Genomic DNA, 23140 nt, shown 5'->3' on the forward strand with positions numbered 1-23140 from the left:
GTCGCCGGTGACCGGTCCGGTCACCGCCTCGCGGGGCGCGCGTGGGTGTGCGCACCCACTACGGGGCGGGTGGTGATCCTGTTCCGACGGCGTCCCTCACGAGAACGTTACCCAGCGTCCGCCCTCGACGCGCTTGCGCTAGGACGTCCTACTTGTTCAGGGTCTACAACCCCGAGGGTGCCGCGTTCGGCTCGCCGTCGGAAGGGTGGGGGTGACGGCCGGCGTGACGCAGCTCTCAATTCGAGCGCCTTCAGGACACCAGCGCACGTTATCCGGGCAGACGCCCGTACGTAAGGGGGTTCCGGGTATCTGTTTCGGACAGCTCTGGCCGGATCGCGTCTTAGGGGAGGTCCGGGCGATAGGTCTTTCGTACGGTGATATGGGAGGCTTTGAGCGTGACTGAAAACGGACATATCAGGGTGTTCCTGCTCGATGACCACGAGGTCGTCCGGCGGGGCGTGCACGATCTGCTCTCGGTCGAGGACGACATCGAGGTGGTCGGCGAGGCCGGAACGGCCGCCGAGGCGCTCACCCGGATCCCGGCGGTCCACCCGGACGTCGCGGTGCTCGACGTCCGGCTGCCGGACGGCAACGGGGTCGAGGTCTGCCGCGAGATCCGCTCCAGGCTGCCGGAGCTCAAGTGCCTGATGCTGACCTCGTTCTCGGACGACGAGGCGCTGTTCGACTCGATCATGGCCGGTGCCTCCGGCTACGTGCTGAAGGCGATCCGCGGCACCGACCTGATCACCGCCGTCCGGGACGTCGCGGCCGGCCGCTCACTGCTCGACCCCGTCGCCACCAGCCGGGTGCTCGCCCGGCTGCGCGACGGCGGCGAGAAGGAGGACGAGCGGCTCGCCCAACTCACCAAGCAGGAGCGGCGGATCCTCGATCTGATCGGCGAAGGTATGACAAATCGTCAGATCGGCAACGAGTTGCACCTGGCCGAGAAGACGGTGAAGAACTACGTCTCCAGTCTGCTCGCCAAGATGGGCATGGAGCGGCGCACCCAGGCGGCCGCCTTCGTGGCACGGCACCAGGCCGACCACCAGTACTGATCCGACAACGGCACAGAACTGACGGCTTGTCAAGGGCCCCCGTCAGGGGGCCCTACCCTCTGGCTGTGACTTTCAGCCAGACCCTCGCCTGCGCCCCGGCCCGCCCCGACCTCTCCGCACCGCCGATGGGGACCCTCAGTCCGCCCGTCCCGCACACCGCGCTCGCCGAGGTACTGGCCCGCTACCGGGTAGGCCGGCTGCTGACCGCGGAACCGGTCTCCGAGGGCCTGCTGAACCGGGGCTACCTGGTCACCACCGAGGCCGGTCCGTACTTCCTGAAGTGCTACGTCGACTCCGCCACCGCCAGCCGTCCGAAGATCGTCGCCCACCACCGCGCGATGGCCGCGCTGGACACCCTCGGACTGCCCGTCGCACCCCCGCTGGCCTGCGCCGGACGGTCCGCCACGGTGGCCGCCCTGGACGGCCGGCTGTTCGCCCTGTTCCCCTGGGTCGACGGCAGGCACCGGCACGGCGGCGAGCTCGATCCGTCGGAGTGCGACGCGCTCGGCGCGCTGCTCGGCCTGCTGCACGGCGCACTTGACGACGTCTGCGCCCCCTTCGAGCAACCCTCCGGATACCAGAGCGCGGACCCCGTCGACAGCGCCGGAATCGCCCGCGACCTGCGGCGCCGCGCCCAGGAGCACCACCCCTCCGGGGAGTTGGACACGCTGGTGGTGCAACGGCTCACGGAACGGCTGGAACTGCTCGCCGAGTACGCCCACCGCCGCCCCGTCCCGGAGGCCGCACCGCCCACCGGCTGGACCCACGGCGACTTCCACGGCCTCAACCTGCTGTACGGCGGCGGCCCGCGGGGCGGCCCGGTGACGGCCGTCCTGGACTGGGACAAGCTCGGCCGGCAGCCCCGCGCCGAGGAGGCGGTCAGGGCCGCCACGCTGCTCTTCAACGACCGGTCGTCCGGCGTCCTCGACCTGGTCAGGGTCCGCCGCTACTCACAGGCCTACCGGGCCTCCGGCGTCGCCACCGCCGAGCACCTGGCCGCCGCCGTCCACCGGGTCTGGTGGGAGCGGCTGAACGACTTCTGGATGCTTCAGTGGCGCTACCAGCGGGCCGACCACCGGGCCGACCCGCTCTACTCCGCCTCCGCGGGCCAGCTGGCGTGGTGGTGCCAGGAGTACGAGCAGGTCCTGGACGCCTTCGCCAACTGACCGCGCCGGCCGACCGGCCGAAGCCTGTCGGCCCCGCCGGCCCGTCCGGCCCGTGGTCCTGCCGGCCGGCGATTCCCACCGGCCGACAGGGTCCGGACGGGGCGCACCGGTCAGTCGGTCGGGGCCGACGGGTTCGTCTTGGGCGGCGGCGTGTTGTTGCCGCCACCGCCGCCGGACGCGGGCGGCGTCGTGCTGTTGCCACCGCCGCCGGACGCGGGCGGCGTCGTCGCCCCGCCGGTCGAGGGCGCCGACGCGGTCCCCGTCGCCGAGTGGGTGGGCGTCGGGGTCGGCGTCGGGGTCGGCGTGTGCTTGCTCGAACTCGGCGACGGCGACATGTTGTTGCCGCTGTTGCCGGTGTTGGTGTTCCCGCTGTTGTTGCCGGTGTTGTTGCCCGGCTCGACCGGCTGCTGCGGCTTCTTGCTGCTGGAGGTCGGGGCCGACGACGTCGGCTGGCCGCTCTGGGTCGGCGTGGTCGGCTCCACACTGGTGGCCGCCGGGGGCTGCGGCGGGGGCACCGTGGGGTCGTTCCTGACGCCGTCACCGCCACCGCCGAGCGCGAACGCGATGCCCGCACCCGCCGCGACCAGCACGGCGACCGCGCCGGCCACCCAGGCCCACGGCCCGCGCCGCTTGCCGGGTCCTTCGCCGTCCTCGCCCGCGCCGCCACCGCCGTACGGGCCGCCGGCCGCCGGGTAGGGCGAGGAGGGGGTGTGCGGGCCGCCCGTCGGGTACGGCAGCACGGAGGTCTGGTCGCCCGGGCGCACCGCGCCGAAGGCCGCGGTGGCCGCGGTCTGGTCCGGCCGGAGCACCTGGGTCGCGCCGGTGTCGCCGGCGGTCGCGCCGACCCAGCCGGTCCCGGCCGCGCCGTGCATCTCGCGCAGCGCGTGCTGGAGGTGGGCTCGGAACTCGTCGGCGTCCTGGAAGCGGTCGTCCGGGTTCTTGGCGAGCGAGCGCAGCACCAGCGGGTCGAGCCCGGCCGGGACCCGGCCGTTGGCCTGCGAGGGCGGCATCGGCGGGTCCTGGACGTGCTGGTAGACCACCGAGAGCGGGGTGTCGCCGGTGAACGGCGGACGCAGCGTGAGCAGCTCGTAGAGCATGCAGCCGGCCGCGTACAGGTCGGAGCGGTGGTCGACCGGCTTGCCGAGCGCCTGCTCGGGCGAGAGGTACTGCGGAGTGCCCATGACCATGCCGGTCTGGGTCATCGTGGTGGCCCCGCCGGTCAGCGCCCGGGCGATGCCGAAGTCCATCACCTTGACCGCGCCGGCGTTGGTGATGCTCACGTTGGCGGGCTTGATGTCGCGGTGGACGATGCCGCTGCGGTGGCTGTAGGCGAGCGCCTCCAGCACCCCGGCGATGATGATCAGCGCCTGGTCGACCGGCGGCGCCTCCTCGTCGGCCAGCAGCTCGCGGACGGTCCGGCCGTCGACCAGCTCCATCACGATGTACGGCGTGGACTCGTCCCCGGCGTACTCCTCGCCGGTGTCGTAGACCGAGACGATCGAGTGGTGGTTGAGCGCCGCGACGGCGTGTGCCTCGCGGGTGAAGCGCAGCCGGGCGACGTCGTCCTGGGCCAGTTCGCCGCGCAGCAGCTTGACCGCGACGGTGCGGCCGAGCCGCACGTCCTCGGCGGCGAACACCTCGGCCATGCCGCCGCGCCCGAGCCGGTGGGTCAGCCGGTAGCGGCCGTCGCCGACGGTGCTCAGCGGCACGGCCGTGCCGCGGCCCGGGGTCGCCGGGCCGCCCGCGACCGGCGGCAGCAGCGAGGTCGCGGGCTCGCTGCCGGGCTCGGGAATCCTCGGGATCCCGCCGGTCCTGCCGGCCGCTCGGGCACCCGCGTCGTCGTCCGGCTGATGCGTCTGTGCCATCGCTCCTCGCCCCGGGCGTTCGCTCGGATCGCGGTGCCCTGTCGCTTACGTGTCCCCGAACGCTACCGCTTCCGGCGGACGGACGTGGTACCCCCGAACCGGTCGGAAACCGTCAGAGCAGGCCATACCGGTCGGCCGGGACGTCGGCGACCAGCACGGCGGCGGGACGCTCCGCGTGCCCGACCTTGCCGCCGTTCTTCTCGGTCGCCTTGTTGACCACGATCGCGATGATGATGCCCGCGAGCACCAGCACGCCGACGATGATCCCGATCACGACCACGGCCGTCGAGCAGCCGCCGCCGCTGGGCGCCTTCGGCTGCTGGTACGGCGGCATCGGCTGCGGGGGCGGGGTGTGCGCCTGCGGCTGCCCTCCCTGCTGGAGGAACTGCGGGTGCGGCGTCTGCGGGGCCTGCGGCCGCGGCGTCTGGTAGGCGGGCGGCGGCGTCTGGTACTGCGGCTGCCCTCCCTGCTGGAGGAACTGCGGGTGCGGCGTCTGCGGGGCCTGCGGCCGCGGCGTCTGGTAGGCGGGCGGCGGCGTCTGGTACTGCGGCTGCCCCCCTTGCTGGAGGAACTGCGGGTGCGGCGTCTGCGGGGCCTGCGGAGCGGCGTGCACCGAGCGCGGGCCCTCGTTGATCACCAGCGGGGTGCTGGCCTCCAGCTTGTGCCCGCCGGCGCCGCCCTTGGCGGCCGCGATCAGCCGCTCCGCCTCGTCGCGCATCGCCGCCGCGCTCTGGAACCGGTGCGCCGGGTCCTTGCGCAGCGCCTGGGCGACGAAGGCGTCCACCGCGGGGGTGATCGAGCGGTTGAGGCCGGACGGGGCCGGCGGCTCCTCCTGGACGTGCTTGTAGGCGATCGAGAACGCCGAGTCGCCGTCGAAGACCAGCTGCCCGGTGACCATCTCGAAGAGCATCACGCCGACCGAGTACAGGTCGGAGCGGGCGTCCACCGGCTTGCCGAGCGCCTGCTCGGGCGAGAGGTACTGCGGGGTGCCGACCACCATGCCGGTCTGGGTCATCGACGTGACGCCGGACTCCAGCGCCCGGGCGATGCCGAAGTCCATGACCTTGACGTTGCCCTTGCGGTCGAACATGACGTTGCCGGGCTTGATGTCGCGGTGCACCAGGCCCATGTCGTGCGAGGCCTCCAGCGCGTTCAGCACGCCGACGATGACCCGCAGGGCCTCCTCGGCGGGCATCGCGCCGTACTGGCCGATCGCCTCGTTGATCGCCTCGCGCAGGCCCTTGCCGTCGATCAGCTGCATGACGATGTACGGGGTGCTGGAGCCGTCCGGGGCGACGTCCTCGCCGCTGTCGTACACCGTGACGATGTTGGGGTGTTCCAGCCGGGCCACGGCCTGGGCCTCGCGGCGGAACCGCTCCTTGAACGAGTCGTCCCGGCCCAGCTCGCTGTGCATGCTCTTCAGCGCGACCTGCCGGTCCAGCACGCGGTCGTGGGCGAGGTGCACGGAGGCCATGCCGCCCTCGCCCAGCAGCCGCTGCAGCACATAGCGGCCGTTGCCCAGGGAGAAGCCTTCGACCGCCGCGTTGCCGTGCTCGCTCATGGTCCTCTGCTCCCCCTCGGCGCGGCCGTGCTTGCCGCAACCTGACGTTCGGTCTCGTCCGTGCGTGGTGGGCCCGGCCCGCTGGCCTGGCGGACCCCTGCCGCGGCGGTTCCACCGGCCTGCGACAGGGGTCAGGGTATCGGCTCGCGCCGACGGCGAGCGGTTCAGGGCCGCCGCCGGTCCTGGACCGACGGCCCCCGCCGCCCGCGCCGCGTTCCGGGGCGGATCGTCGTGGTGCGTCCGGTCCGGCCGTGGGCCGGCCGGACCGGACGCACCTACCGACGGGTACCGGCGGTGGCGGTCACCGGCCTACAGGTAGGGACCGGAGCGGATGCCGCGGCCCTGGCCGGGCTCGTCCTCGTCCGGCTCGCCGCCGTGCAGCCCGGGCGGCAGGGCCCGACGCATCTGCTCAAGCTGGGCCCGCGCCGCCATCTGCTGCGCGAACAGGGCGGTCTGGATGCCGTGGAACAGGCCCTCCAGCCAGCCGACCAGCTGGGCCTGGGCGATCCGGAGCTCGGCCTCGGTCGGGATGGTGTCGTTGGTGAAGGGCAGCGACAGCCGCTCCAGCTCGGCGACCAGCTCCGGTGCCAGCCCCAGTTCGAGCTCCTTGATGGAGCTCGCGTGGATGTCCTTCAGCCGGGCCCGGCTCGCCTCGTCGAGAGGCGCCGCCCTGACCTCCTCCAGCAGCTGCTTGATCATGCTGCCGATGCGCATGACCTTGGCGGGCTGCTCGACCATCTCGGTCACCGGGAGCTCACGCGGCACGTCGCCCTCGTCGTCCCCGCCTCCCGCCGCGCCGGCGAACCCCTGGCCCACGGGCAGCCCGTCCGGTCCGACGATCAGCACCTTCTGGCCGTCGTGCGACTGCCCGCCGGCGGCCCGGAAGGGCTCCTGCGACGGGCGCTCGTTCATCGGATTCGTCATGAACAACATTCTCTCTCACTGGGGTTGGTCGGGCGGAAACCCCCGGTCGTCCCGCCGCCTGCGACACCCGTGACGAAGGTACGCCCCCCGACGCCGCACGGGTATCCGTACGGATACTCAGTTCCCGCACCCCTCCGACCGCCGGATGCCGCCCGCCAGGCACCCGGCCGCCCGGCCCCGGCCCGGGCGTGCCGTACCCGGAACCTGCCCGGGACCGGCACCGGATCTCCGCACCTATCTCTCCGCACCTATCTCTCCGCACCGATCTCTCCGCACCGGGCCGGAGCCCCGCCGGGGCGGCCGCTCCGGTGCCTCAGCCCTTGCGCAGCCGCAGACCGACCAGCCCCAGGCCGCAGCCGATCAGGCCCAGGCCGGCGCCCAGCGGGAGCTGGGTGGTGGAGGCGTCCCGCCAGCGGGCGGGGAAGATCGCGGGCACCGCGGCGGCGGCCGCGACGGGCTGTCCGACGACCGCGGCGGCGGTGTCCGGTGCGGCCCGGTCCGGTGCGGCGGCGTCGCCGGGGGCCCCGGCGTCCGCGGTGTCCCCGTCGGGCCCCCGCTGTTCGGCCTCGACGCCCTGTTCCCTGGCCTGCTCCGACGCCCGGTCGGGGGCCTGCTCCACGGCCTGCTCGGGGGCCTGCTCCACGGCCTGCTCGGGGGCCTGGTCGAAGGCCTGGTCCACGACCTGGTCCGCGGCCTGGTCCACGACCTGGTCCGCGGTCTGGTCCACGACCTGGTCCGCGGTCTGGTCCGGAGCCTGCTCCACGGCGGCGTCGGACTGTTCGGGCAGCGAGGCCGGATGGTGCCGGTGGGCCCTCGGGAAGTCCTCGTCCGGGTGCGGATGCGGCGCCGGCCGCCGTGGCGGCGCGGGCCTCGGGGCGGCCGACGCCAGGGCGGGGCCGGCCTCGGCCACCGGTCCCGCACTCGCCCCCGCCGGCGGGAACGGCACCGGGAACGACGCCGACGGCGAGGGCATCGCCACCGCCGCCGAGGCGGCCAGCGGGAGCGCGAGCCCCAGCGCGGCCGCCGCGAACAGCCGCCGGCCACGGCCGGGGAACGAGCGACGAGGGGTACGACGGTGGTGCGGCGCCACGGGCAGCGGCCCGAGGGGTGCGTGCGGTGATGCGGCCACGGTCGGAGTCCTTCCGACGGCCGACGGCGCTCGGCGGCGGGGTCGGCGGCGGGACTGCTCCGGACCAGACTCGCACGCCCCGACCGCCGCGGCACTTCGGCCGGTCCGCGCCCCTCCGCATCCCTCCGGCGCCGCCACCCGCCGCCCGCCGCCCGCCGCCGGATCCCCCGGCCTCAGGCCCGCAGCACGACCTTCCCGACCTGCTCGCCGCGCTCCAGCACCCGGTGCGCCTCGGCCACCTCGGCCAGCGGCAGCACCCGGTCCACCACCGGCTTCACCACGCCGGACTCGACCAGCGGCCACACGTGCTCCCGCACCGCCGCCACGATCGCCGCCTTCTCGGCCAGCGGCCGCCCGCGCAGGTTGGTGGCGATCACCGCGGCGCGCTTGCGCAGCAGCGCGCCGAGGTCGAGTTCGCCCTTCACCCCGCCCTGGAGCCCGATGATCACCAGCCGCCCGTTGACCGCCAGCGCGTCCACGTTCCGCTGGAGGTACTTGGCGCCCATGATGTCCAGGACCACGTCCGCCCCGGCCCCGCCGGTGGCCTCCCGGAGCGCCTCGACGAAGTCCTGCTCCCGGTAGTCGATCAGGATGTCGGCGCCCAGCTCGGCGCAGCGCGCCAGCTTCTCGCGGCTGCCGGCGGTGACCGCGACCCGTGCGCCGACCGCCTTGGCCAGCTGGATCGCCATCGTCCCGATCCCGCTCGCGCCGCCGTGCAGCAGCACCGTCTCGCCGGGCCGCAGGTGCGCGGTGAGGAAGACGTTGGACCACACCGTGCAGGCCACCTCGGGCAGTGCCGCGGCCTGCTCGGCGGAGAGCCCGGCCGGCAGCGGCAGCAGCTGTCCGGTCGGCACCGCGACCAGCTCGGCGTAGCCGCCGCCGGCCAGCAGCGCGCACACCTCGTCGCCGACCGCCCAGCCGGCCACCCCGGGCCCGAGTGCGACGATCCGCCCGGCGCACTCCAGCCCCGGGTAGGGCGAGGCGCCGGGCGGCGGGTTGTAGGAGCCCTGCCGCTGGAGCAGGTCGGCGCGGTTGACGGCGGTGGCCGCCACCTCGACCAGGACCTCGCCCTCGCCGGGCACCGGCTCGGGCACCTCGGCCCAGACCAGTGCCTCGGGACCGCCGGGTACGGGAATCGTCATCGCATGCATGCCCCGAACCTACTGCGGCCCCGGCCGTTCCACGGCGCGGCTCAGCCGGTCGGCGTGACCGCGCTGGACTTGATGACGATCACCCGGTCGGTGAGCTGGAGCACCGCGGCCTCCGGCTCGGTGTAGTTGAGCACCCGTCGGCCCCGGACCACCGCGACCACCAGGTCCGCGCACGCGCGCGGGCTGTTCCCGGCTTCGGCCCTGGTGACCGGCCGCTCCACCACGTCCAGCCCGTTGCCGTACGTCAGCAGGTCCTCCATCACCGCCCCGGCGTGCGGGCTGAGCATCGACAGCCCGAGCAGCCGCCCGGCCGAACTGGAGCTGGTGACCACGACGTCGGCACCGCTCTGCCGCAGCAGCGGCGCGTTCTCGTCCTCCCGGACGGCGGCGACCACGGTGGCGGCCTTGTTCAGCTGGCGCGCCGTCAGCGTGATCAGCACCGCGGTGTCGTCCCGCTCCGGCGCGACCACCACCCGCGCGGCGTTGGGCAGCGCGGCGCGCATCAGGGTGTCGGTGCGGGTGGCGTCGCCGACCACGCCGACCAGGCCGTGCTGGGCCGCCTGGTCGATCACCTTGCGCTGCGGGTCGACGACGACGATCTCCTCCTTCTTCACCCCCTGCCCGAGCAGGGTGTCGACGGCGCTGCGGCCCTTCGTCCCGTAGCCGATGACGACGGTGTGCTCGCGCACGGTGGACCTCCAGCGGTTCAACCGCCATTGCAGGCGGGTCCGTTCGGTGAGCACCTCCAGGGTGGTGCCGACCAGGATGATCAGGAACACCACGCGCAGCGGGGTGATCACGAAGATGTTGGTGATCCGGGCGCTGTCGCTGAACGGGGTGATGTCGCCGTACCCGGTGGTGGAGAGCGTCACGGTGGCGTAGTACGCCGCGTCCAGGAAGCTGAGCCCGCCGCCGGCGTTGTCGTTGTAGCCGGCCCGGTCGAAGTAGACGATGAACGTCGTGGCGACCAGGACGCCGAGCGCCAGCAGCAGTCGGGAGCCGACCTGCCGGACGGCGGGGTCGGCCCGCCGGGCGGGCAGCACGATCCCGGCGTCGGCCCAGGGCTCCGTCCCCGGGGCCAGGTTGCGTCGCAGGCGGCTCATGCGACCGCCTCGCTCCGCCGGGCGGCGGCTTCGCCGGACGCGCTCCTCTTGACGGTTCTCCCACGGCCTCCGGCCGGGGGCATCCCCGTGCTTCGCCCGCTCACGGCACCTCCAGCAGTTCGACCGTCTCGCCCGCCGCCGCCCCGCCGGGCGGCACCACGGCCAGCGCCTCGGCCCTGGCGAGCCCGCGCAGCATCGCGGGCCCGTCGAAGGCCAGCGGCAGGACTCCGCCCGCGGTCCGCCGGACCGGCTGGAGCCGGGTGTCCGTCCGGTGCCCCGGCAGCGCGGCCGCGGCGGTCGCGAGGGCGGGGGCGCCGACGGTCCGCCCGCCGCGGGCGTGCAGCAGCGGCAGGGCGAGGGTGACCATTGCGGCGACGGCGGCCAGCGGGTTGCCCGGCAGGCCCACCAGATGGCGGCCGCCGGGGAGTTCGGCCAGCACCATGGGGTGCCCCGGCCGGACGGCGACGCCGTCCACCAGCAGCCGGCCGCCGGCCTCGCCGAGCGCCCGGTGCAGGAAGTCGACCGGCCCGGCGGCCGTCCCGCCGGTGGTGACCACCAGATCGGCGGTGCGGTGCCGCAGCGCGTCCCCGAGCAGCCCGAAGTCGTCCCGGACGTACCGGACCTCGGCGGGCTCGGCGCCGGCGGCCCGCAGCCAGGGCGGCAGCAGCGGCCCCAGCGCGTCCCGGACCAGGCCGGGGCCGGGCACCCCGCAGGTGAGCAACTCGTCGCCCAGGACGAGCAGCTGGACCTCGGGACGGCGGTGGACCGAAAGCCGGTCGTGGCCGCAGGCGGCGGCCAGGCCGAGCACGGCAGGACCGACCCTGGTACCGGAGGGCAGCAACTCCTCGCCCCGGCGGCACTCCTGGCCGCGCGGGCGGACGTCCTGTCCCGTGGTCAGCGGCTGCGGGCCCCGGTCGTGCAGCAGCGCGCCGTCCGTCCGCCCGTGCTCCCGCCGCAGTACGGCGGTGGCACCGGGCGGCAGTTGGGCGCCGGTGGCGATCTCCACGGCGGTGCCGTCGGCCAGCGGCGCCGGCTCGGCCAGGCCGGCCAGGACCCGGCCGGCGACCCGCCACGGTCCCGGACCGGCGACCGCCCAGCCGTCCATCGCGGAGGTGTCGAAGGCGGGCAGGTCGGTCAGCGCGCCGAGCGGCTCGGCGAGGGTGCGGCCGAGCGCCTCGGCCAGCGGGACGCCGACCCCGGGCAGCGGGCGCAGTCCGGCCCGGCGCGCGGTCTCGCGGGCGCGGGGCCAGCTCAGTGTTCCGGGTCGGGTGGGCGGCGCGGCCACGGTGGTCCGTCCGGCCGCGCTCACGACTCGTCCGGCCGGGCCGCGGGGCTCCACCCCTCGGCGAGGGCCTCGGTCCGTCGGGCCGCCTCGGCGACGGCCCGCGCGCCGCCGCCCTGCTGGGCGGCCGCGTAGCCGATCAGGAAGGCGGTCAGCGGCGCGGCCGGCCTGGCCACTCCGTGCGCGACCACCCGGGCCACGTCGAGCAGACCACGGACGTCCACGTCCAGGTCGATGCCCAGGTCGGCCTTGACCTCGGCGATCCAGTCATCCAGCGTGCGCTCCATGCGCCCATGCTGCCCGATCGGTGGTTTCCCCGAGGTGTTCGCCCCGTGTGCGGGGCGCGTCGTTTCGCTCACACCGGGGTGACGGTGTCGGTGAGGGGTCACTGCCGGTCGCGCTCGCGGGCCTGCTCCAGGTCCTCCCAGGTGTCGCAGTCGTAGGCGACGTTGCCGGTGTCGGCCACCCGCAGCCTGGGCAGTCCGTCGACGAGCCGGCGCAGCGGCCGGCCGGCCGGGTCGCCGAGGGCGGCCAGTGCGGCGCGCAGCGGGGCGGTGCGGTAGGCGGCGGTGAGCGGCTGGTCGCGTCCGCCCGCGTCGACCAGCACCGCGGCGTCCACGGCCGGCCCGGCCGCGTCGAGGGCGGTGACCAGCCGTTCCACCGTCCGCCGGTCCAGGAAGGGCAGGTCGGCGGCGAGCAGCAGCACGGTGTCGGCGGTGACCAGGCCGAGCCCGGCGGCGACGGCGGCGACCGGCCCGCCGCCGGGCGGCCGCTCCCTGGTCCAGTGGACGCCGCCGCGCGCCGTCGGGCGGGCCGGGCCGACCACGACGGCGGTGCGGGCGCCCGCGCAGGCGGCGAGCACCCGGTCGAGCAGGGTGGTCTCGCCCACCGTCAGGCCGGGTTTGTCGGCGCCGCCGAGGCGCCGGGCGGCCCCGCCCGCCGGGACGATCGCGTCGTACGGCGTCATGCGGCCAGTATCCGCCCTACTCCTCCGCGGGCTCCGGGGCCTCCGGGGCCTCCGGGGCCTCCACAGCCTCCCGGTCCTCGGGCCCGGCGACGGCCTCGGCCTCGACGGCGGCCGCGGCCGCGCGGGCGGTGTTGGCCGCCGCGCCCAGCTCCAGGAAGGACGGCAGGGTCAGCTCCCCGTACCGCTCGCTCATCGCCGTGACCAGTGCCTCCGGGTCGTCCGGGTGCTCGGCCAGCAGCCGGTCGAAGTCCTGGAGGTACTCACCGGTGAAGGCCAGCACCCTGGCGGCGTCGTCGCCCTGGTCCGGCGCCCGGTGGCCGGCGATCACCCGGTCCACGCCGAGGTCGGCGATCCGGCCGAGGTTGTGCCCCCAGGTGGTGCGCTGGGCCGGGGTGGTGTCGGCGGTCCAGACGTGGGTGCCGTTGTGGACGAAGTCCCCGGCGATCACGGTGCGGACGCTCGGCACGTGGACGACCGTGGAGTCCCCGCAGTCGGCCTGGCCGAGCAGCAGGACCGGGATCACCTGGCGGTCCAGCATCAGCGGCTGCGGCAGCAGCGGGGCGGGGATCAGCGGGTGGTCCGGGATGTCGTCGCCGTACACCGGCTTCCACTGCGCGACCTTGGCGGCGACGGTGCGGCGGATGCCCTCGACCACGGCCGGGGCGGCCAGCAGCTGCGCGTCCGGGAAGAGCCGCAGCACCTCCTCGGCGCCGAAGTAGTGGTCCGGGTGCTGGTGGGTGACCACGACGGCGAGCAGGCGTCTGCCCTTGCCCGCGACCCACTCGGCCAGCTCGCGCCCGGCGCTGCGGGTCAGCTGGGCGTCGACCAGGATCGCGGTCCGCTCGCCGAGGATCAGTGCGGAGGTGGCGAAGAAGGCCGACTCGGGGCCGGTGAAGACGGCGACCTCCAGCGGCCTGGCCGGCTGCCCCGGCTCCGGCGGCACGGCGGCGGGCACGGCACCGGCTGTCCCGACGGGCCCGCCGGACCCGGCCTGCTGGGCCCGGGCACGCTCCGCGCCGGGGCTCTCCTCGGGCGGGGACGACGTCACGGGCTGCTCCCTCTGGTCGGCGGTCGGATGTCCTGCGCCCTACAGCATGGGAGTACCGGCGGCCGATTGCGCGGAAGGCGCGCCCGGCGGGGCGCGCCTCCGATCCACGTCACACCGGCCTTCCGGTCCGCGCCGCACCCTGCCTCAGGCGACCGGTTCCTTGGCCAGGCGGGCGGCCTGCTCCAGCGCCTGCGCCTTGGACTCGACGGCCTTCGGGACGAAGTCGGCCATCGCCGGGACGGCTGCGGCCAGGGTGAACTCCGGGACGATGAAGTCGACCTCCAGCCCGAGCATGCCGGTCAGCACCTTCTCCAGGTAGGTGGTGACGAACTCGTACGGCTCGCGCGGGGCGCCGGGCGCGTACGAGCCGCCGCGGGGGGCGATCACGGTGACCGGGGTGCCCTTGGCGGAGGGCGCCTCGCCGGCGGTGCGGCCGACCAGGATCACGTGGTCCAGCCAGGCCTTGAGGGTCGACGGGATCGTGAAGTTGTACATCGGGCTGCCGATCAGCACCGCGTCGGCCCGCTCCAGCTCGGCCATCAGCTCGTCGCGCAGCGCGAAGGCGGCGGTCTGCTCGGCGCTGCGGGCCTCGGCGGGGACGAATCCGGCGCTGATGCCGTGCACGTCCAGGTGCGGGAGCGGGTCGGCGGCGAGGTCCCGGTAGATCACCGTGCCCTCGGGGTGCCGGGCCTGCCAGGCGGCCCGGAAGGCGGCGGTGACCTCGTGGGAGACGGAGCCGTCGGCGACCGCGGAGGAGTCGAGGTGCAGGAGCGTGGGCATGGCAGTGCCTCCAGAGAATTAGTAGCTGCCGTTTTCGCTGCAACTGAAAGTACGGTAGCAGCTTACTTTTCTACAGTCACTAGTGAACGGTCGAGTAGGCTGGGACCATGGCCGAGCACGAGGCAGTGACCGACGGAGTCCCCACCGCCACCGACGCCTGCGGCGCCGCCGGCCCCGGCCCCTGCCGCACCGTGGACCTGGCCCTCAACCGGGTGTTCACCCTGCTCGGCAAGCGCTGGACCGGCATGCTGCTGGGCGTGCTCACCAACGGCGGCCCCGCGTACTTCTCCGAGCTGCGCCGCGCCGTCCCCGGCATCAGCGAGCGGATGCTCTCCGACCGGCTGACCGAGCTGGCCGAGGCCGGCCTGGTCGTCCGGGAGGTCGACGCGGGCCCGCCGCTGCGGGTCAGCTACCGGCTCACCGAAGCCGGCATCGCGCTGAAGCCGGCGCTCACCGAACTGGCCGTCTGGGCCGACCGCCACCTGCCGGAGGGCGTACTCAAGGGCGGCTGCTGAGCCCGCCCGGCCGCCCCCGGACATGCGGAAGGGCCCGTCCACCGGTTCCGGCGGACGGGCCCTTCGGCCACGGGCGGTGCGGTCGGTCAGCGCTTGGCGGCGCCCCGGCGCAGTCGGGCCACCCGGTCGGTGACACCCCAGGTGGTCACCCGCCACAGCGCCTCGACCACGATGTTGCGGCTCATCTTGGACGCCCCCAGCTCGCGCTCGACGAAGGTGATCGGCACCTCGGCGACCTTGAACCCGGCCTTCACCGTGCGCCAGGCCAGGTCGACCTGGAAGCAGTACCCGGCCGAGGCGACCTCGTCCATGCCCAGGCCCAGCAGGGTCTCCTTGCGGAACGCCCGGTAGCCGCCGGTGACGTCCCTGATCGGGACGCCCAGCATCAGCCGCGAGTAGGTCGAGCCGCCGCGGGAGAGCAGCAGCCGCGACTTCGGCCAGTTCACCACCCGGCCGCCCGGCACCCAGCGCGAGCCCAGCACCAGGTCGGCGCCGCGCAGCGCGCCCAGCAGCCGGTCCAGCTCCTCGGGCTGGTGCGAGCCGTCCGCGTCCATCTCGACCAGGACGTCGTAGCCGTTGTCGATGCCCCAGCGGAAGCCCGCGAGGTAGGCGGCGCCCAGGCCCTCCTTGCCCTTGCGGTGCAGGACCTGGACGTTCGGATCCTCGACGGCCAGCTTGTCGGCCAGCTCGCCGGTGCCGTCGGGGCTGTTGTCGTCGGCCACCAGGACGTGGACCTCGGGCACGGCGGCGCGGACCCGGCCGACGATCCGCTCGACGTTCTCGGCCTCGTTGTAGGTCGGGATGATCACCAGGACCTTGCCGAGATCAGCAAAACTCTGCTGGTTCACGGTCACGTACAAACCTCTCGGCCGATGACGGGGGGTCTCGGAACACCGGCGCCCGCACTCTGGAACGCGGCTCCACCGGCAGCTCCATCGAGGAGGACCCCGGTGGTGAACTGCGCGCAGGGCGGAGGCTACTGCGTCCTGGCATCCTACTACCGCGCCCGGGAGCCGCTGGTCCGACCGTGGCACTTCCACCGGATGCCCACCGTTTCCCCGTGGGTGACACCGGTCGGCTAGGGTCGTTTCCCTTGCCCGTGCCCGGCCCGCCCGCACCGCCGGTCCCGTCCCGGCGATCCGGACTCGGGACATCCGGGGCCGCCCAGACTGCGAAGGAGTAGGACCGCGCGCATGGACAGGCTCGTCAACACCGTCCGCCCGTACGCCTGGGGGTCGCTCACCGCCCTGCCCGAGTTGCTCGGGCAGCGGCCGACCGGTGAACCGCAGGCCGAGCTGTGGATGGGCGCCCACCCCGGTGCGCCGTCCCGCGCCGACCGCGGCGAGGGCCCGCGCCGGCTGGACGAGCTGATCGCGGCCGACCCCGAGGGCGAGCTGGGCGCCGCGAGCGTGGCCAGGTTCGGCCCGGCGCTGCCGTTCCTCTTCAAGATCCTGGCCGCGGGCATCCCGCTGTCCATCCAGGCCCACCCGACGCTCGACCAGGCCCGGGCCGGCTTCGCCGCCGAGGAAGCCCTCGGCATCCCGCTGGACGCTCCCGAGCGCAGCTACCGGGACACCAACCACAAGCCCGAAATGGTCTGCGCGCTGGGCGAGTTCGAGGGCCTGTGCGGCTTCCGCCGGCCCGCGGCGGCGGCCCGCCTGCTGTCCGGGCTCGCGGTGCCCGGGCTCGCCCCGGTGATCGACCGGCTGGCGGCCGAGGACAGGTCCGAGGCGCTGCGCGGCGCGCTGACCGCCGCCCTCGCCCTGGACGGGGAGACCGTCCGGCGGACCGTCGAGGTGCTGGCCCTGACCGACCCCGACGGCGAGTACGCCCCGTACGCCCGGATCGCCGCGGACTTCCCGGACGACCGCGGCGTGGTCGCCGGCATGCTGCTCAACCACTTCCGGCTGCGGGCCGGCCAGGCGCTCTACCTGGGCGCCGGGGTGCCGCACGCCTACCTCTCCGGCGTCTGCGTCGAACTCCAGGCCAACTCCGACAACGTGCTGCGGGCCGGCCTCACCCCGAAGCACATCGACGTGCCCGAGCTGCTCAAGGTCGTGGTCTTCGAGCCCGGCGCCCCCGAGGCGCTGGAGCCGGTGCCGGCCGGGGCCACCCCGGGCGAGGAGCTCTACCCCGTCCCGATCGACGAGTTCCGGCTCTCCCGCTTCGTCCTGGACGGCACCGAGCGCGAGATCGACGGCCGCACCCCGCAGATCCTGCTCTGCACCGAGGGCGCGGTCCGGCTGACCGCCGCCGACGGCACCGTGCTGGACCTGGCCCGCGGCCGGTCCGCCTTCCTCCCCGCCACCGGCACCCCGACCCGGCTGTCCGGCACCGGCAGCACGCTGTTCCGCGCCACCGTCACCGTCTGACCGCTGCCCCGCCCCGGCGGGAACGCCGGGGCTCAGTCCCTGGTCATGTCGACGAAGCGCGAGTAGTGGCCCTGGAAGGCCACCGTGATGGTCGCGGTCGGACCGTTACGGTGCTTGGCGACGATCAGGTCGGCCTCGCCCGCGCGGGGGGACTCCTTCTCGTAGGCGTCCTCGCGGTGCAGCAGGATGACCATGTCGGCGTCCTGCTCGATCGAGCCGGACTCACGCAGGTCGGAGACCATCGGCCGCTTGTCGGTGCGCTGCTCGGGGCCACGGTTCAGCTGGGAGAGCGCGATGACCGGCACTTCCAGCTCCTTGGCCAGCAGCTTGAGGTTACGGGACATGTCCGAGACCTCCTGCTGACGGTTCTCGGCCCGGCGGGAGCCGCCGGACTGCATCAGCTGGAGGTAGTCGATGACGACCAGCTTGATGTCGTTGCGCTGCTTCAGCCGGCGGCACTTGGCCCGGATCTCCATCATCGACAGGTTCGGCGAGTCGTCGATGAACAGCGGCGCCTCGCTGACGTCGGGCATCCGGCGGGCGACCCTGGTCCAGTCGTCGTCCGTCATGTTCCCGGAGCGCATGTGGTGCAGCGCCACCCTGGCCTCGGCGGAGAGCAGGCGCATCGCGATCTCGTTGCGCCCCATTTCGAGCGAGAAGATCACGCTCGGCAGCTTGTTCTGGATCGAGCAGGCCCGCGCGAAGTCCAGCGCGAGGGTGGAGTTGTGCGTGGGCACCATCGAGCGGGTGGCCAGGTACAGGTGGTCCGGGTTGTCGACCTGGACGCACCGGACCGGGACGCTGTCGATCTCACGGGCGGCGACGATGTACCGCTGTCCGAGCTTGGGGGTGGCCGGACGCCTGCGGGCCGCGTGCACCGTCCGCTTCCGTTCCAGCCCGAACACCTCGTCCGTCGGCGTGAACGTGATGACGAACAGGGTCGAGGACTCCTCCGAGCGCCCCTCGACCCGCTTCGTGGTCATGCCGCAGCGGTAGCCGAGGCCGACGACGAGCTCGCGGAAGCCCTCGGCCAGAGCCCGGCTGGTGACCGCGAACTGCACCGACCCGGTGTTCGTGACGGTGCCGTCGGTGTCTAGCAGCCCCGCCAGGAGCGCCCGGCGCTGACCGACGGACCCGCGCAGATACGTGTCGGGGATGTGCTTGTTCCCGAGGACGCCGAGGTCGCGCAGAACCACCAGCAGGCTTCCGTGCCTCCTGGTGCACGCGTGGCAGCGCGGCTCGGAGAACGGGGAGGAGCACTCGCTGCCGCAGTCCACGCAGGCGGCGGGCGGCACGGGTGCCGAGACGGACCGGGCCTTGCCGCCACAGGACCTCCCACAGGTCCGGACGTGGGCGAGCTTGGGCACGAAGACCTTGCCGCAGACGGCACAGGCCCGCTCGAAGCGCTTGGGCTCCTCGACGGCGAACCTGACCGCGTACGTCAGCGAGGTCCCGACCGGGACCAGCTCGAAGCCGTCCTCCGCGATCCGCCGGACGACCTCCGGGTCCGCCGAGGTGATCCTCGCGGCCTCGCTGTGACCGTCGCCCAGCCAGGCTCCGAGGGTGTACGGCGCGACGGGCAGGTCCCGGTGCGGAAGGTCGAGCGGCGCCGTGTTCCGCACCGAGTGGTTGGTGCGCCGGTCAGCCGTGTCGCAGTGCAGGGTCGCGGCGATCTCCTTGGTCGTCCTGACCTCTCCGGGGCGGCCCGCCCTGCGCGACGCCCGGGTCTCGGTCAGCCACTGGTGATCCGCATCGGCGATCAGGGCGGTTCCGTCGTCGAACAGGAGCTCGAAGCACGGCCGCCCGGTCATGACCTCGGTGGCAGCCACCACGCGCGTCGGCCTGCCGTCGGCGTCGAGGAGGTGGTCGCCCTCCCGGACCTCGCCCATGGTCGTCCACCCGCCCGGCGTCGGCAGCGGGGTGTCGAGGGCCAGGGCCTTGCCCATCGCGGGGCGGGCCGCGATGACGATCATCTGACCGGGGTGCAGACCGTTGGTGAGCGCGTCGAAGTCGGCGAAGCCGGTCGGCACGCCGGACATCTGGCCCTGCCGGGAGCCGATCGCCTCGATCTCGTCGAGGGCGCCCTCCATGATGTCGGCGAGCGGCGCGTAGTCCTCGTTGGTGCGCTGCTCGGTGACGGCGTAGATCTCCGCCTGGGCGGCGTTGACGATCTCGTCCACGTCGCCCTCGGCCGCGTAGCCCATGCCGGCGATCCGGGTGCCCGCCTCGACCAGCCGGCGCAGCACCGCGCGCTCGTGCACGATCTGGGCGTAGTACTCGGCGTTGGCCGCGGTCGGGACGGAGTTGACCAGGGTGTGCAGGTAGGAGGCGCCGCCGACCCGCTGGAGCTCGCCGCGCTTGGTCAGCTCGCCGGCCACGGTGATCGGGTCGGCCGGCTCGCCACGGGCGTAGAGGTCGAGGATCGCGCCGTGCACCATCTCGTGCGCGGGCCGGTAGTAGTCGGCCGGCTTGAGCACCTCGACCACGTCGGCGATGGCGTCCTTGGAGAGCAGCATGCCGCCGAGGACGGACTTCTCGGCGTCCAGGTCCTGCGGGGGGACGCGCTCGAAGCCGTCCATCCCGCCCCCGCCCCCGCCATCGCCCTCGTCCCGGCGCTGCCAGCCGCCCTTGCCGCCCTCCGACCGGCCGCCCTTGCCGTCCTTCTGGAAGCCGCCCTTCTGGGAGCCGTCGCGGCCACCGCCCTGACGCCCCTCGCCGCGGCCGCGCGAGACCGGCAGCCGGTCACCGGGGCCGTCCGGGAAGGGCCCGTCGTCGAAGGCGCCGGCGGGGAAGGGATCCTCGGCGTTCTGCCAGTCCTCCTCCGGCGGCGGGGCGTCGTGGTCGTCGTACTGGGGGCCGGTCACGCGTGTTCCCCGATCAGCGAGTGGTGCGAAGTCTGGAGCCGGCCGTGCCGGTGGCTGGGTGGAGCGGATCCGCTCCTCTTTGTACGCCACGGCTCAGACAAATCGGACGCCGGGGCGGTGGGAGTGTCGGGCGGAGGGCCCACGCTAAGGCGCCGGACGCCGTTGCGCCAAGGCGGTTATCCACAGGGGGTGTGGATGAACGGCCCCGTCCTGTGGAGAACTGCCGCAAAGCTGTGGACACCCCTGTGGACGTCCCTGTGGATAACCGGACGATCGATCCACCGTCAACCTGTTGACCTGGGATTACCTCTTCCCGGGCCTGTGCATGAGAAATTCTTCACACACCTCCGAACGGCTGTCGGCACGGAGCGGACGAACCTCGTCGCTCAAGATTGCGAGTAATGGTCACCTGCCACTTACATCCATTACCTGTGGATGAGTAGCCTGGAGCCCATGACCGCCTCGCCGACCCCGGCCCCCTCACGACGCCGGCACGACCGGGAGATCCTCGCCCTGGCCGTGCCGGCCTTCGGCGCCCTGGTCGCCGAACCGCTCTTCCTGATGGCCGACTCGGCGATCGTCGGCCACCTCGGCACCCCCCAGCTGGCCGGGGTGGGCATCGCCGCCGCCGCGCTCTCCACCGCGACCGGCGTGTTCGTCTTCCTCGCCTACGCCACCACCTCGGCGGTCGCCCGCCGGATCGGCGCCGGGGACCGCAGGGGCGCCGTGCAGCAGGGCATCGACGGCATCTGGCTCGCCCTGGGCCTGTCCGTCCCCGTCGTCCTGCTCACCCTGCTGCTGGCCCCCTGGGCGGCCGACGTGCTGGGCGCCTCGGCGACCGCCGCGCCGCACGCCGTGACGTACCTGCGGATCAGCTCCCTGGGCATCCCGGCGATGCTCATGGTGCTGGCCGCCACCGGGGTGCTGCGCGGCCTCCAGGACACCCGCACGCCGCTGGTGGTGGCCGTCGGCGGCTTCGCGGCCAACATCGGCCTGAACGCCGGCCTGGTGTACGGCGCCGGGCTCGGGGTGGCCGGCTCGGCCTGGGGCACCGTGCTGGCGCAGACCGGGATGGCCGCCGCCTACCTGGTCGTGGTGGTCCGCGGCGCCCGCCGGGAGGGGGCCTCGCTGCGACCGGACGCGGCGGGCATCCGGGCCGGGGCCAGGGCCGGCGGCCCGCTGCTGGTCCGGACGATCAGCCTGCGCGCGGTGCTGATGACCGCCACCGCGGTGGCCGCCCGGCTCGGCGACGACCAGGTGGCCGCCCACCAGATCACCATGACGCTGTTCAACTTCCTGGCCTTCGCGCTGGACGCCATCGCGATCGCGGGCCAGGCCGTCATCGGCCGCTTCCTGGGCGCCTCGGACGTCCCGGGCGCCAGGGCCGCCACCCGCCGGATGGTCGAGTGGGGCATCGTCTCCGGGCTGGTCCTCGGCCTGCTGGTGGTGCTCGCCCGCCCGCTGTACGTCCCGCTGTTCACGCCCGATCCGGCCGTCCGGGCCCAGCTGGGCACCGCCCTGCTGCTGCTGGCGCTCACCCAGCCGGTGGCCGGACTGGTCTTCGTCCTGGACGGGGTGCTGATGGGGGCCGGGGACGGCCCCTACCTGGCCTGGGCCGGACTCGCGACCCTGGTGGTGTTCGTCCCGGTGGCCCTCGCGGTGCCGGCCACCGGCGCCGGACTGGCCGGGCTCTGGTGGGCGATGAACCTGTTCATGCTGCTGCGGGCCGGTTTCCTGGCCTGGCGCGCCCGCGGCGGCAAGTGGCTGGTCACCGGAGCGGTGCGCGGCTGAAGCGGGCCCTCGCGGGCCCGAGGGCCGGGTTCTCGGCCCCTGGGAAAAGACCGAGGGCCGGACTCCCGAAGGAGTCCGGCCCTCGGGCCTGGTGCTACGGAGCTCAGGCAGCCACGACGGCGACGTCGAGGTTGGCCACGACGTCCGAGTGCAGCTTGACCGAGACCTTGTGGGTGCCCACGGTCTTGATCGGCGAGGTGATCGCGACGGCGCGCTTGTCCACCGCCGGGCCGCCGGCGGCCTTGATGGCCTCGACGACGTCGGCCTGGGTCACCGAACCGAACAGACGGCCGGCGTCGCCCGAGCGGACGGCCAGCTTGACCTGGACGCCCTCGAGCTTGCCCTTGACCTCGGCGGCGGCCTCGAGGGTCTGGATGGCGTGGATCTTGCGGGCGCGACGGATGGCGTCGACGTCCTTCTGACCACCCTTGGTCCAGCGGATGGCGTAGCCACGCGGGACCAGGTAGTTGCGGGCGTAGCCGTCCTTGACCTCGACGACCTCGCCGGCGGAGCCGAGACCCGGCACCTCGTGAGTGAGGATGATCTTCATTACTTGGTCACCCTCTCTTAGCGCGCGGTGCTGGTGTAGGGCAGCAGCGCCATCTCACGGCTGTTCTTCACGGCCGTGGCGACGTCACGCTGGTGCTGGGTGCAGTTGCCGGTCACCCGGCGGGCACGGATCTTTCCGCGGTCGGAGATGTACTTCCGCAGCAGGTTCGTGTCCTTGTAGTCAACGTAGTTGACCTTGTCCTTGCAGAAGACGCAAACCTTCTTCTTCGGCTTGCGAGCAGGCGGCTTCGCCATTGTGTGCTCCATTTGGGGTTCACGGCCCGGCAGGCGTCCGGGGACGCCGCGGCCGGGCCGCACGAAATCTGTCAGCTCTTAGAACGGGGGCTCTTCCGAGTAGCCGCCGCCACCGCCGGCCGGGGCACCCCAGCTGCCGCCCTGGTTTCCACCGGACGGGGCGCTGGACGCCCACGGGTCGTCGGAGGGGCCGGACTGGGCGCCGCCGGAGTTCCCACCCCAGCTGCCGCCGCCCTGCTGGCCGCCACCGCCACCGGAGTTTCCACCCCAGTTGCCGCCGCCGCCCTGGCCGCCGCCCTGCTGGCCGCCGAAGCCGCCACCGGGGCCGCCGGACCGGTTGGCCCGGGTGACCTTGGCGGTCGCCGAGCGCAGGCTCGGGCCGACCTCGTCGACCTCGACCTCGAAGACCGTCCGCTTCTCGCCTTCCTTGGTCTCGTAAGACCGCTGGCGCAGTCGGCCCTGCACGATGACGCGCATGCCGCGTTGCAGCGACTCGGCCACGTTCTCCGCCGGCTGCCGCCAGACGTTGCACGTGAGGAAGAGGCTCTCGCCGTCCTTCCACTCGTTCGTCTGACGGTCGAAGGTGCGGGGGGTGGACGCGATGCGGAACTTCGCGACCGCCGCACCCGACGGGGTGAAGCGCAGCTCGGGGTCGTCGACGAGATTGCCGACGAGGGTGATGACGGTCTCGCCTGCCATGGTGGTGATGACCTCTCGGGAAGATGTCCGTTCACCGCTGTTTCACGTGAAACAGCGGACGCGA

Annotated in this window: 19 protein-coding genes and 1 pseudogene; 5 read left to right on the forward strand and 15 right to left on the reverse strand. The window is 73.8% G+C overall.

Annotated features, from left to right (window positions below):
• Positions 1-395: 395 nt before the first annotated feature.
• Both ACIQOW_RS08030 and ACIQOW_RS08035 read left to right on the forward strand, forming a co-directional pair.
• Positions 396-1055: a response regulator gene (locus tag ACIQOW_RS08030; RefSeq protein WP_401080969.1), complete on the forward strand. Its 660-nt coding sequence runs from the start codon at positions 396-398 to the stop codon at positions 1053-1055.
• 65 nt (positions 1056-1120) lie between these two features.
• Positions 1121-2221, forward strand: coding sequence for a phosphotransferase (locus tag ACIQOW_RS08035; RefSeq protein WP_401080971.1), 1101 nt, complete (start codon positions 1121-1123; stop codon positions 2219-2221).
• A gap of 110 nt (positions 2222-2331) precedes the next feature.
• On the opposite strand, the gene ACIQOW_RS08040 is transcribed toward ACIQOW_RS08035, so the two are convergent.
• The 10 genes and pseudogenes from ACIQOW_RS08040 to ACIQOW_RS08085 form a co-directional block, all read right to left on the reverse strand.
• On the reverse strand, positions 2332-4086 hold the full coding sequence (locus ACIQOW_RS08040) for a protein kinase (RefSeq protein ID WP_401080974.1): 1755 nt from the start codon (positions 4084-4086) through the stop codon (positions 2332-2334).
• Between the two features lie 112 nt (positions 4087-4198).
• Positions 4199-5647, reverse strand: coding sequence for a protein kinase (locus tag ACIQOW_RS08045; RefSeq protein WP_401080978.1), 1449 nt, complete (start codon positions 5645-5647; stop codon positions 4199-4201).
• Positions 5648-5956: 309 nt separating this feature from the next.
• On the reverse strand, positions 5957-6571 hold the full coding sequence (locus ACIQOW_RS08050) for a bacterial proteasome activator family protein (protein WP_401080981.1): 615 nt from the start codon (positions 6569-6571) through the stop codon (positions 5957-5959).
• Between the two features lie 313 nt (positions 6572-6884).
• Positions 6885-7700 carry a hypothetical protein gene (locus ACIQOW_RS08055; RefSeq protein WP_401080983.1) on the reverse strand — a complete coding sequence of 272 codons (816 nt, stop codon included), beginning with the start codon at positions 7698-7700 and terminating at the stop codon, positions 6885-6887.
• Positions 7701-7873: 173 nt separating this feature from the next.
• Positions 7874-8851, reverse strand: coding sequence for an NAD(P)H-quinone oxidoreductase (locus ACIQOW_RS08060; protein ID WP_401080986.1), 978 nt, complete (start codon positions 8849-8851; stop codon positions 7874-7876).
• Between the two features lie 41 nt (positions 8852-8892).
• Complete coding sequence (locus tag ACIQOW_RS08065; RefSeq protein ID WP_401080989.1) at positions 8893-9954, reverse strand: potassium channel family protein; 1062 nt, start codon at positions 9952-9954, stop codon at positions 8893-8895.
• Between the two features lie 100 nt (positions 9955-10054).
• Positions 10055-11263: a molybdopterin molybdotransferase MoeA gene (locus ACIQOW_RS08070; protein ID WP_401080992.1), complete on the reverse strand. Its 1209-nt coding sequence runs from the start codon at positions 11261-11263 to the stop codon at positions 10055-10057.
• Positions 11260-12203: pseudogene (locus ACIQOW_RS08075) on the reverse strand (NTP transferase domain-containing protein). The gene ACIQOW_RS08070 and the pseudogene ACIQOW_RS08075 overlap by 4 nt, the downstream one beginning before the upstream one ends.
• Before the next feature lie 16 nt (positions 12204-12219).
• A complete protein-coding gene (locus tag ACIQOW_RS08080; protein WP_401080995.1) occupies positions 12220-13251 on the reverse strand; it encodes an MBL fold metallo-hydrolase in 1032 nt (343 codons plus the stop codon).
• Between the two features lie 144 nt (positions 13252-13395).
• Positions 13396-14031: an FMN-dependent NADH-azoreductase gene (locus ACIQOW_RS08085; RefSeq protein WP_401080997.1), complete on the reverse strand. Its 636-nt coding sequence runs from the start codon at positions 14029-14031 to the stop codon at positions 13396-13398.
• 107 nt (positions 14032-14138) lie between these two features.
• Between ACIQOW_RS08085 and ACIQOW_RS08090 the strand changes: the two genes are divergently transcribed.
• Complete coding sequence (locus ACIQOW_RS08090; RefSeq protein WP_188298648.1) at positions 14139-14546, forward strand: helix-turn-helix domain-containing protein; 408 nt, start codon at positions 14139-14141, stop codon at positions 14544-14546.
• 86 nt (positions 14547-14632) lie between these two features.
• Here the strand turns inward: ACIQOW_RS08090 and ACIQOW_RS08095 are convergent, their stop codons facing one another.
• A complete protein-coding gene (locus ACIQOW_RS08095) occupies positions 14633-15400 on the reverse strand; it encodes a polyprenol monophosphomannose synthase (protein ID WP_401081000.1) in 768 nt (255 codons plus the stop codon).
• Positions 15401-15739: 339 nt separating this feature from the next.
• Here ACIQOW_RS08095 and manA point away from each other — a divergent pair, with 339 nt between their 5' ends.
• Positions 15740-16918, forward strand: a complete 1179-nt coding sequence (manA, locus tag ACIQOW_RS08100; protein WP_401081003.1) for a mannose-6-phosphate isomerase, class I — start codon at positions 15740-15742, stop codon at positions 16916-16918.
• A gap of 32 nt (positions 16919-16950) precedes the next feature.
• Here the strand turns inward: manA and dnaB are convergent, their stop codons facing one another.
• Positions 16951-19656 carry a replicative DNA helicase gene (gene dnaB, locus ACIQOW_RS08105; protein ID WP_401081362.1) on the reverse strand — a complete coding sequence of 902 codons (2706 nt, stop codon included), beginning with the start codon at positions 19654-19656 and terminating at the stop codon, positions 16951-16953.
• Between the two features lie 579 nt (positions 19657-20235).
• On the opposite strand from dnaB, the gene ACIQOW_RS08110 reads away from it, so the two are divergent.
• Positions 20236-21573: an MATE family efflux transporter gene (locus ACIQOW_RS08110; protein ID WP_401081006.1), complete on the forward strand. Its 1338-nt coding sequence runs from the start codon at positions 20236-20238 to the stop codon at positions 21571-21573.
• A gap of 103 nt (positions 21574-21676) precedes the next feature.
• Here the strand turns inward: ACIQOW_RS08110 and rplI are convergent, their stop codons facing one another.
• The 3 genes from rplI to ACIQOW_RS08125 form a co-directional block, all read right to left on the reverse strand.
• Positions 21677-22123, reverse strand: a complete 447-nt coding sequence (gene rplI, locus ACIQOW_RS08115; protein ID WP_401081009.1) for a 50S ribosomal protein L9 — start codon at positions 22121-22123, stop codon at positions 21677-21679.
• Positions 22124-22140: 17 nt separating this feature from the next.
• Positions 22141-22377 carry a 30S ribosomal protein S18 gene (rpsR, locus tag ACIQOW_RS08120; RefSeq protein ID WP_030059640.1) on the reverse strand — a complete coding sequence of 79 codons (237 nt, stop codon included), beginning with the start codon at positions 22375-22377 and terminating at the stop codon, positions 22141-22143.
• 78 nt (positions 22378-22455) lie between these two features.
• The gene (locus ACIQOW_RS08125) at positions 22456-23076 is read right to left on the reverse strand and encodes a single-stranded DNA-binding protein (protein ID WP_401081012.1); all 621 of its coding nucleotides are present in this window, start codon (positions 23074-23076) and stop codon (positions 22456-22458) included.
• Between the last annotated feature and the right edge of the window lie 64 nt (positions 23077-23140).

It is taken from the genome of Kitasatospora sp. NPDC091335, assembly GCF_044757205.1.
Lineage (GTDB): Bacteria > Actinomycetota > Actinomycetes > Streptomycetales > Streptomycetaceae > Kitasatospora.

Coding starts and splice junctions, on each gene's coding strand:
- ACIQOW_RS08045 (WP_401080978.1), bottom strand. CDS start 5,647: ATGAGCGAGCACGGCAACGCGGCGGTCGAAGGCTTCTCCCTGGGCAAC.
- ACIQOW_RS08050 (WP_401080981.1), bottom strand. CDS start 6,571: ATGACGAATCCGATGAACGAGCGCCCGTCGCAGGAGCCCTTCCGGGCC.
- ACIQOW_RS08085 (WP_401080997.1), bottom strand. CDS start 14,031: ATGCCCACGCTCCTGCACCTCGACTCCTCCGCGGTCGCCGACGGCTCC.
- ACIQOW_RS08090 (WP_188298648.1), top strand. CDS start 14,139: ATGGCCGAGCACGAGGCAGTGACCGACGGAGTCCCCACCGCCACCGAC.
- ACIQOW_RS08110 (WP_401081006.1), top strand. CDS start 20,236: ATGACCGCCTCGCCGACCCCGGCCCCCTCACGACGCCGGCACGACCGG.
- manA (WP_401081003.1), top strand. CDS start 15,740: ATGGACAGGCTCGTCAACACCGTCCGCCCGTACGCCTGGGGGTCGCTC.
- rpsR (WP_030059640.1), bottom strand. CDS start 22,377: ATGGCGAAGCCGCCTGCTCGCAAGCCGAAGAAGAAGGTTTGCGTCTTC.
- ACIQOW_RS08125 (WP_401081012.1), bottom strand. CDS start 23,076: ATGGCAGGCGAGACCGTCATCACCCTCGTCGGCAATCTCGTCGACGAC.
- rplI (WP_401081009.1), bottom strand. CDS start 22,123: ATGAAGATCATCCTCACTCACGAGGTGCCGGGTCTCGGCTCCGCCGGC.
- ACIQOW_RS08060 (WP_401080986.1), bottom strand. CDS start 8,851: ATGCATGCGATGACGATTCCCGTACCCGGCGGTCCCGAGGCACTGGTC.
- ACIQOW_RS08040 (WP_401080974.1), bottom strand. CDS start 4,086: ATGGCACAGACGCATCAGCCGGACGACGACGCGGGTGCCCGAGCGGCC.
- ACIQOW_RS08065 (WP_401080989.1), bottom strand. CDS start 9,954: ATGAGCCGCCTGCGACGCAACCTGGCCCCGGGGACGGAGCCCTGGGCC.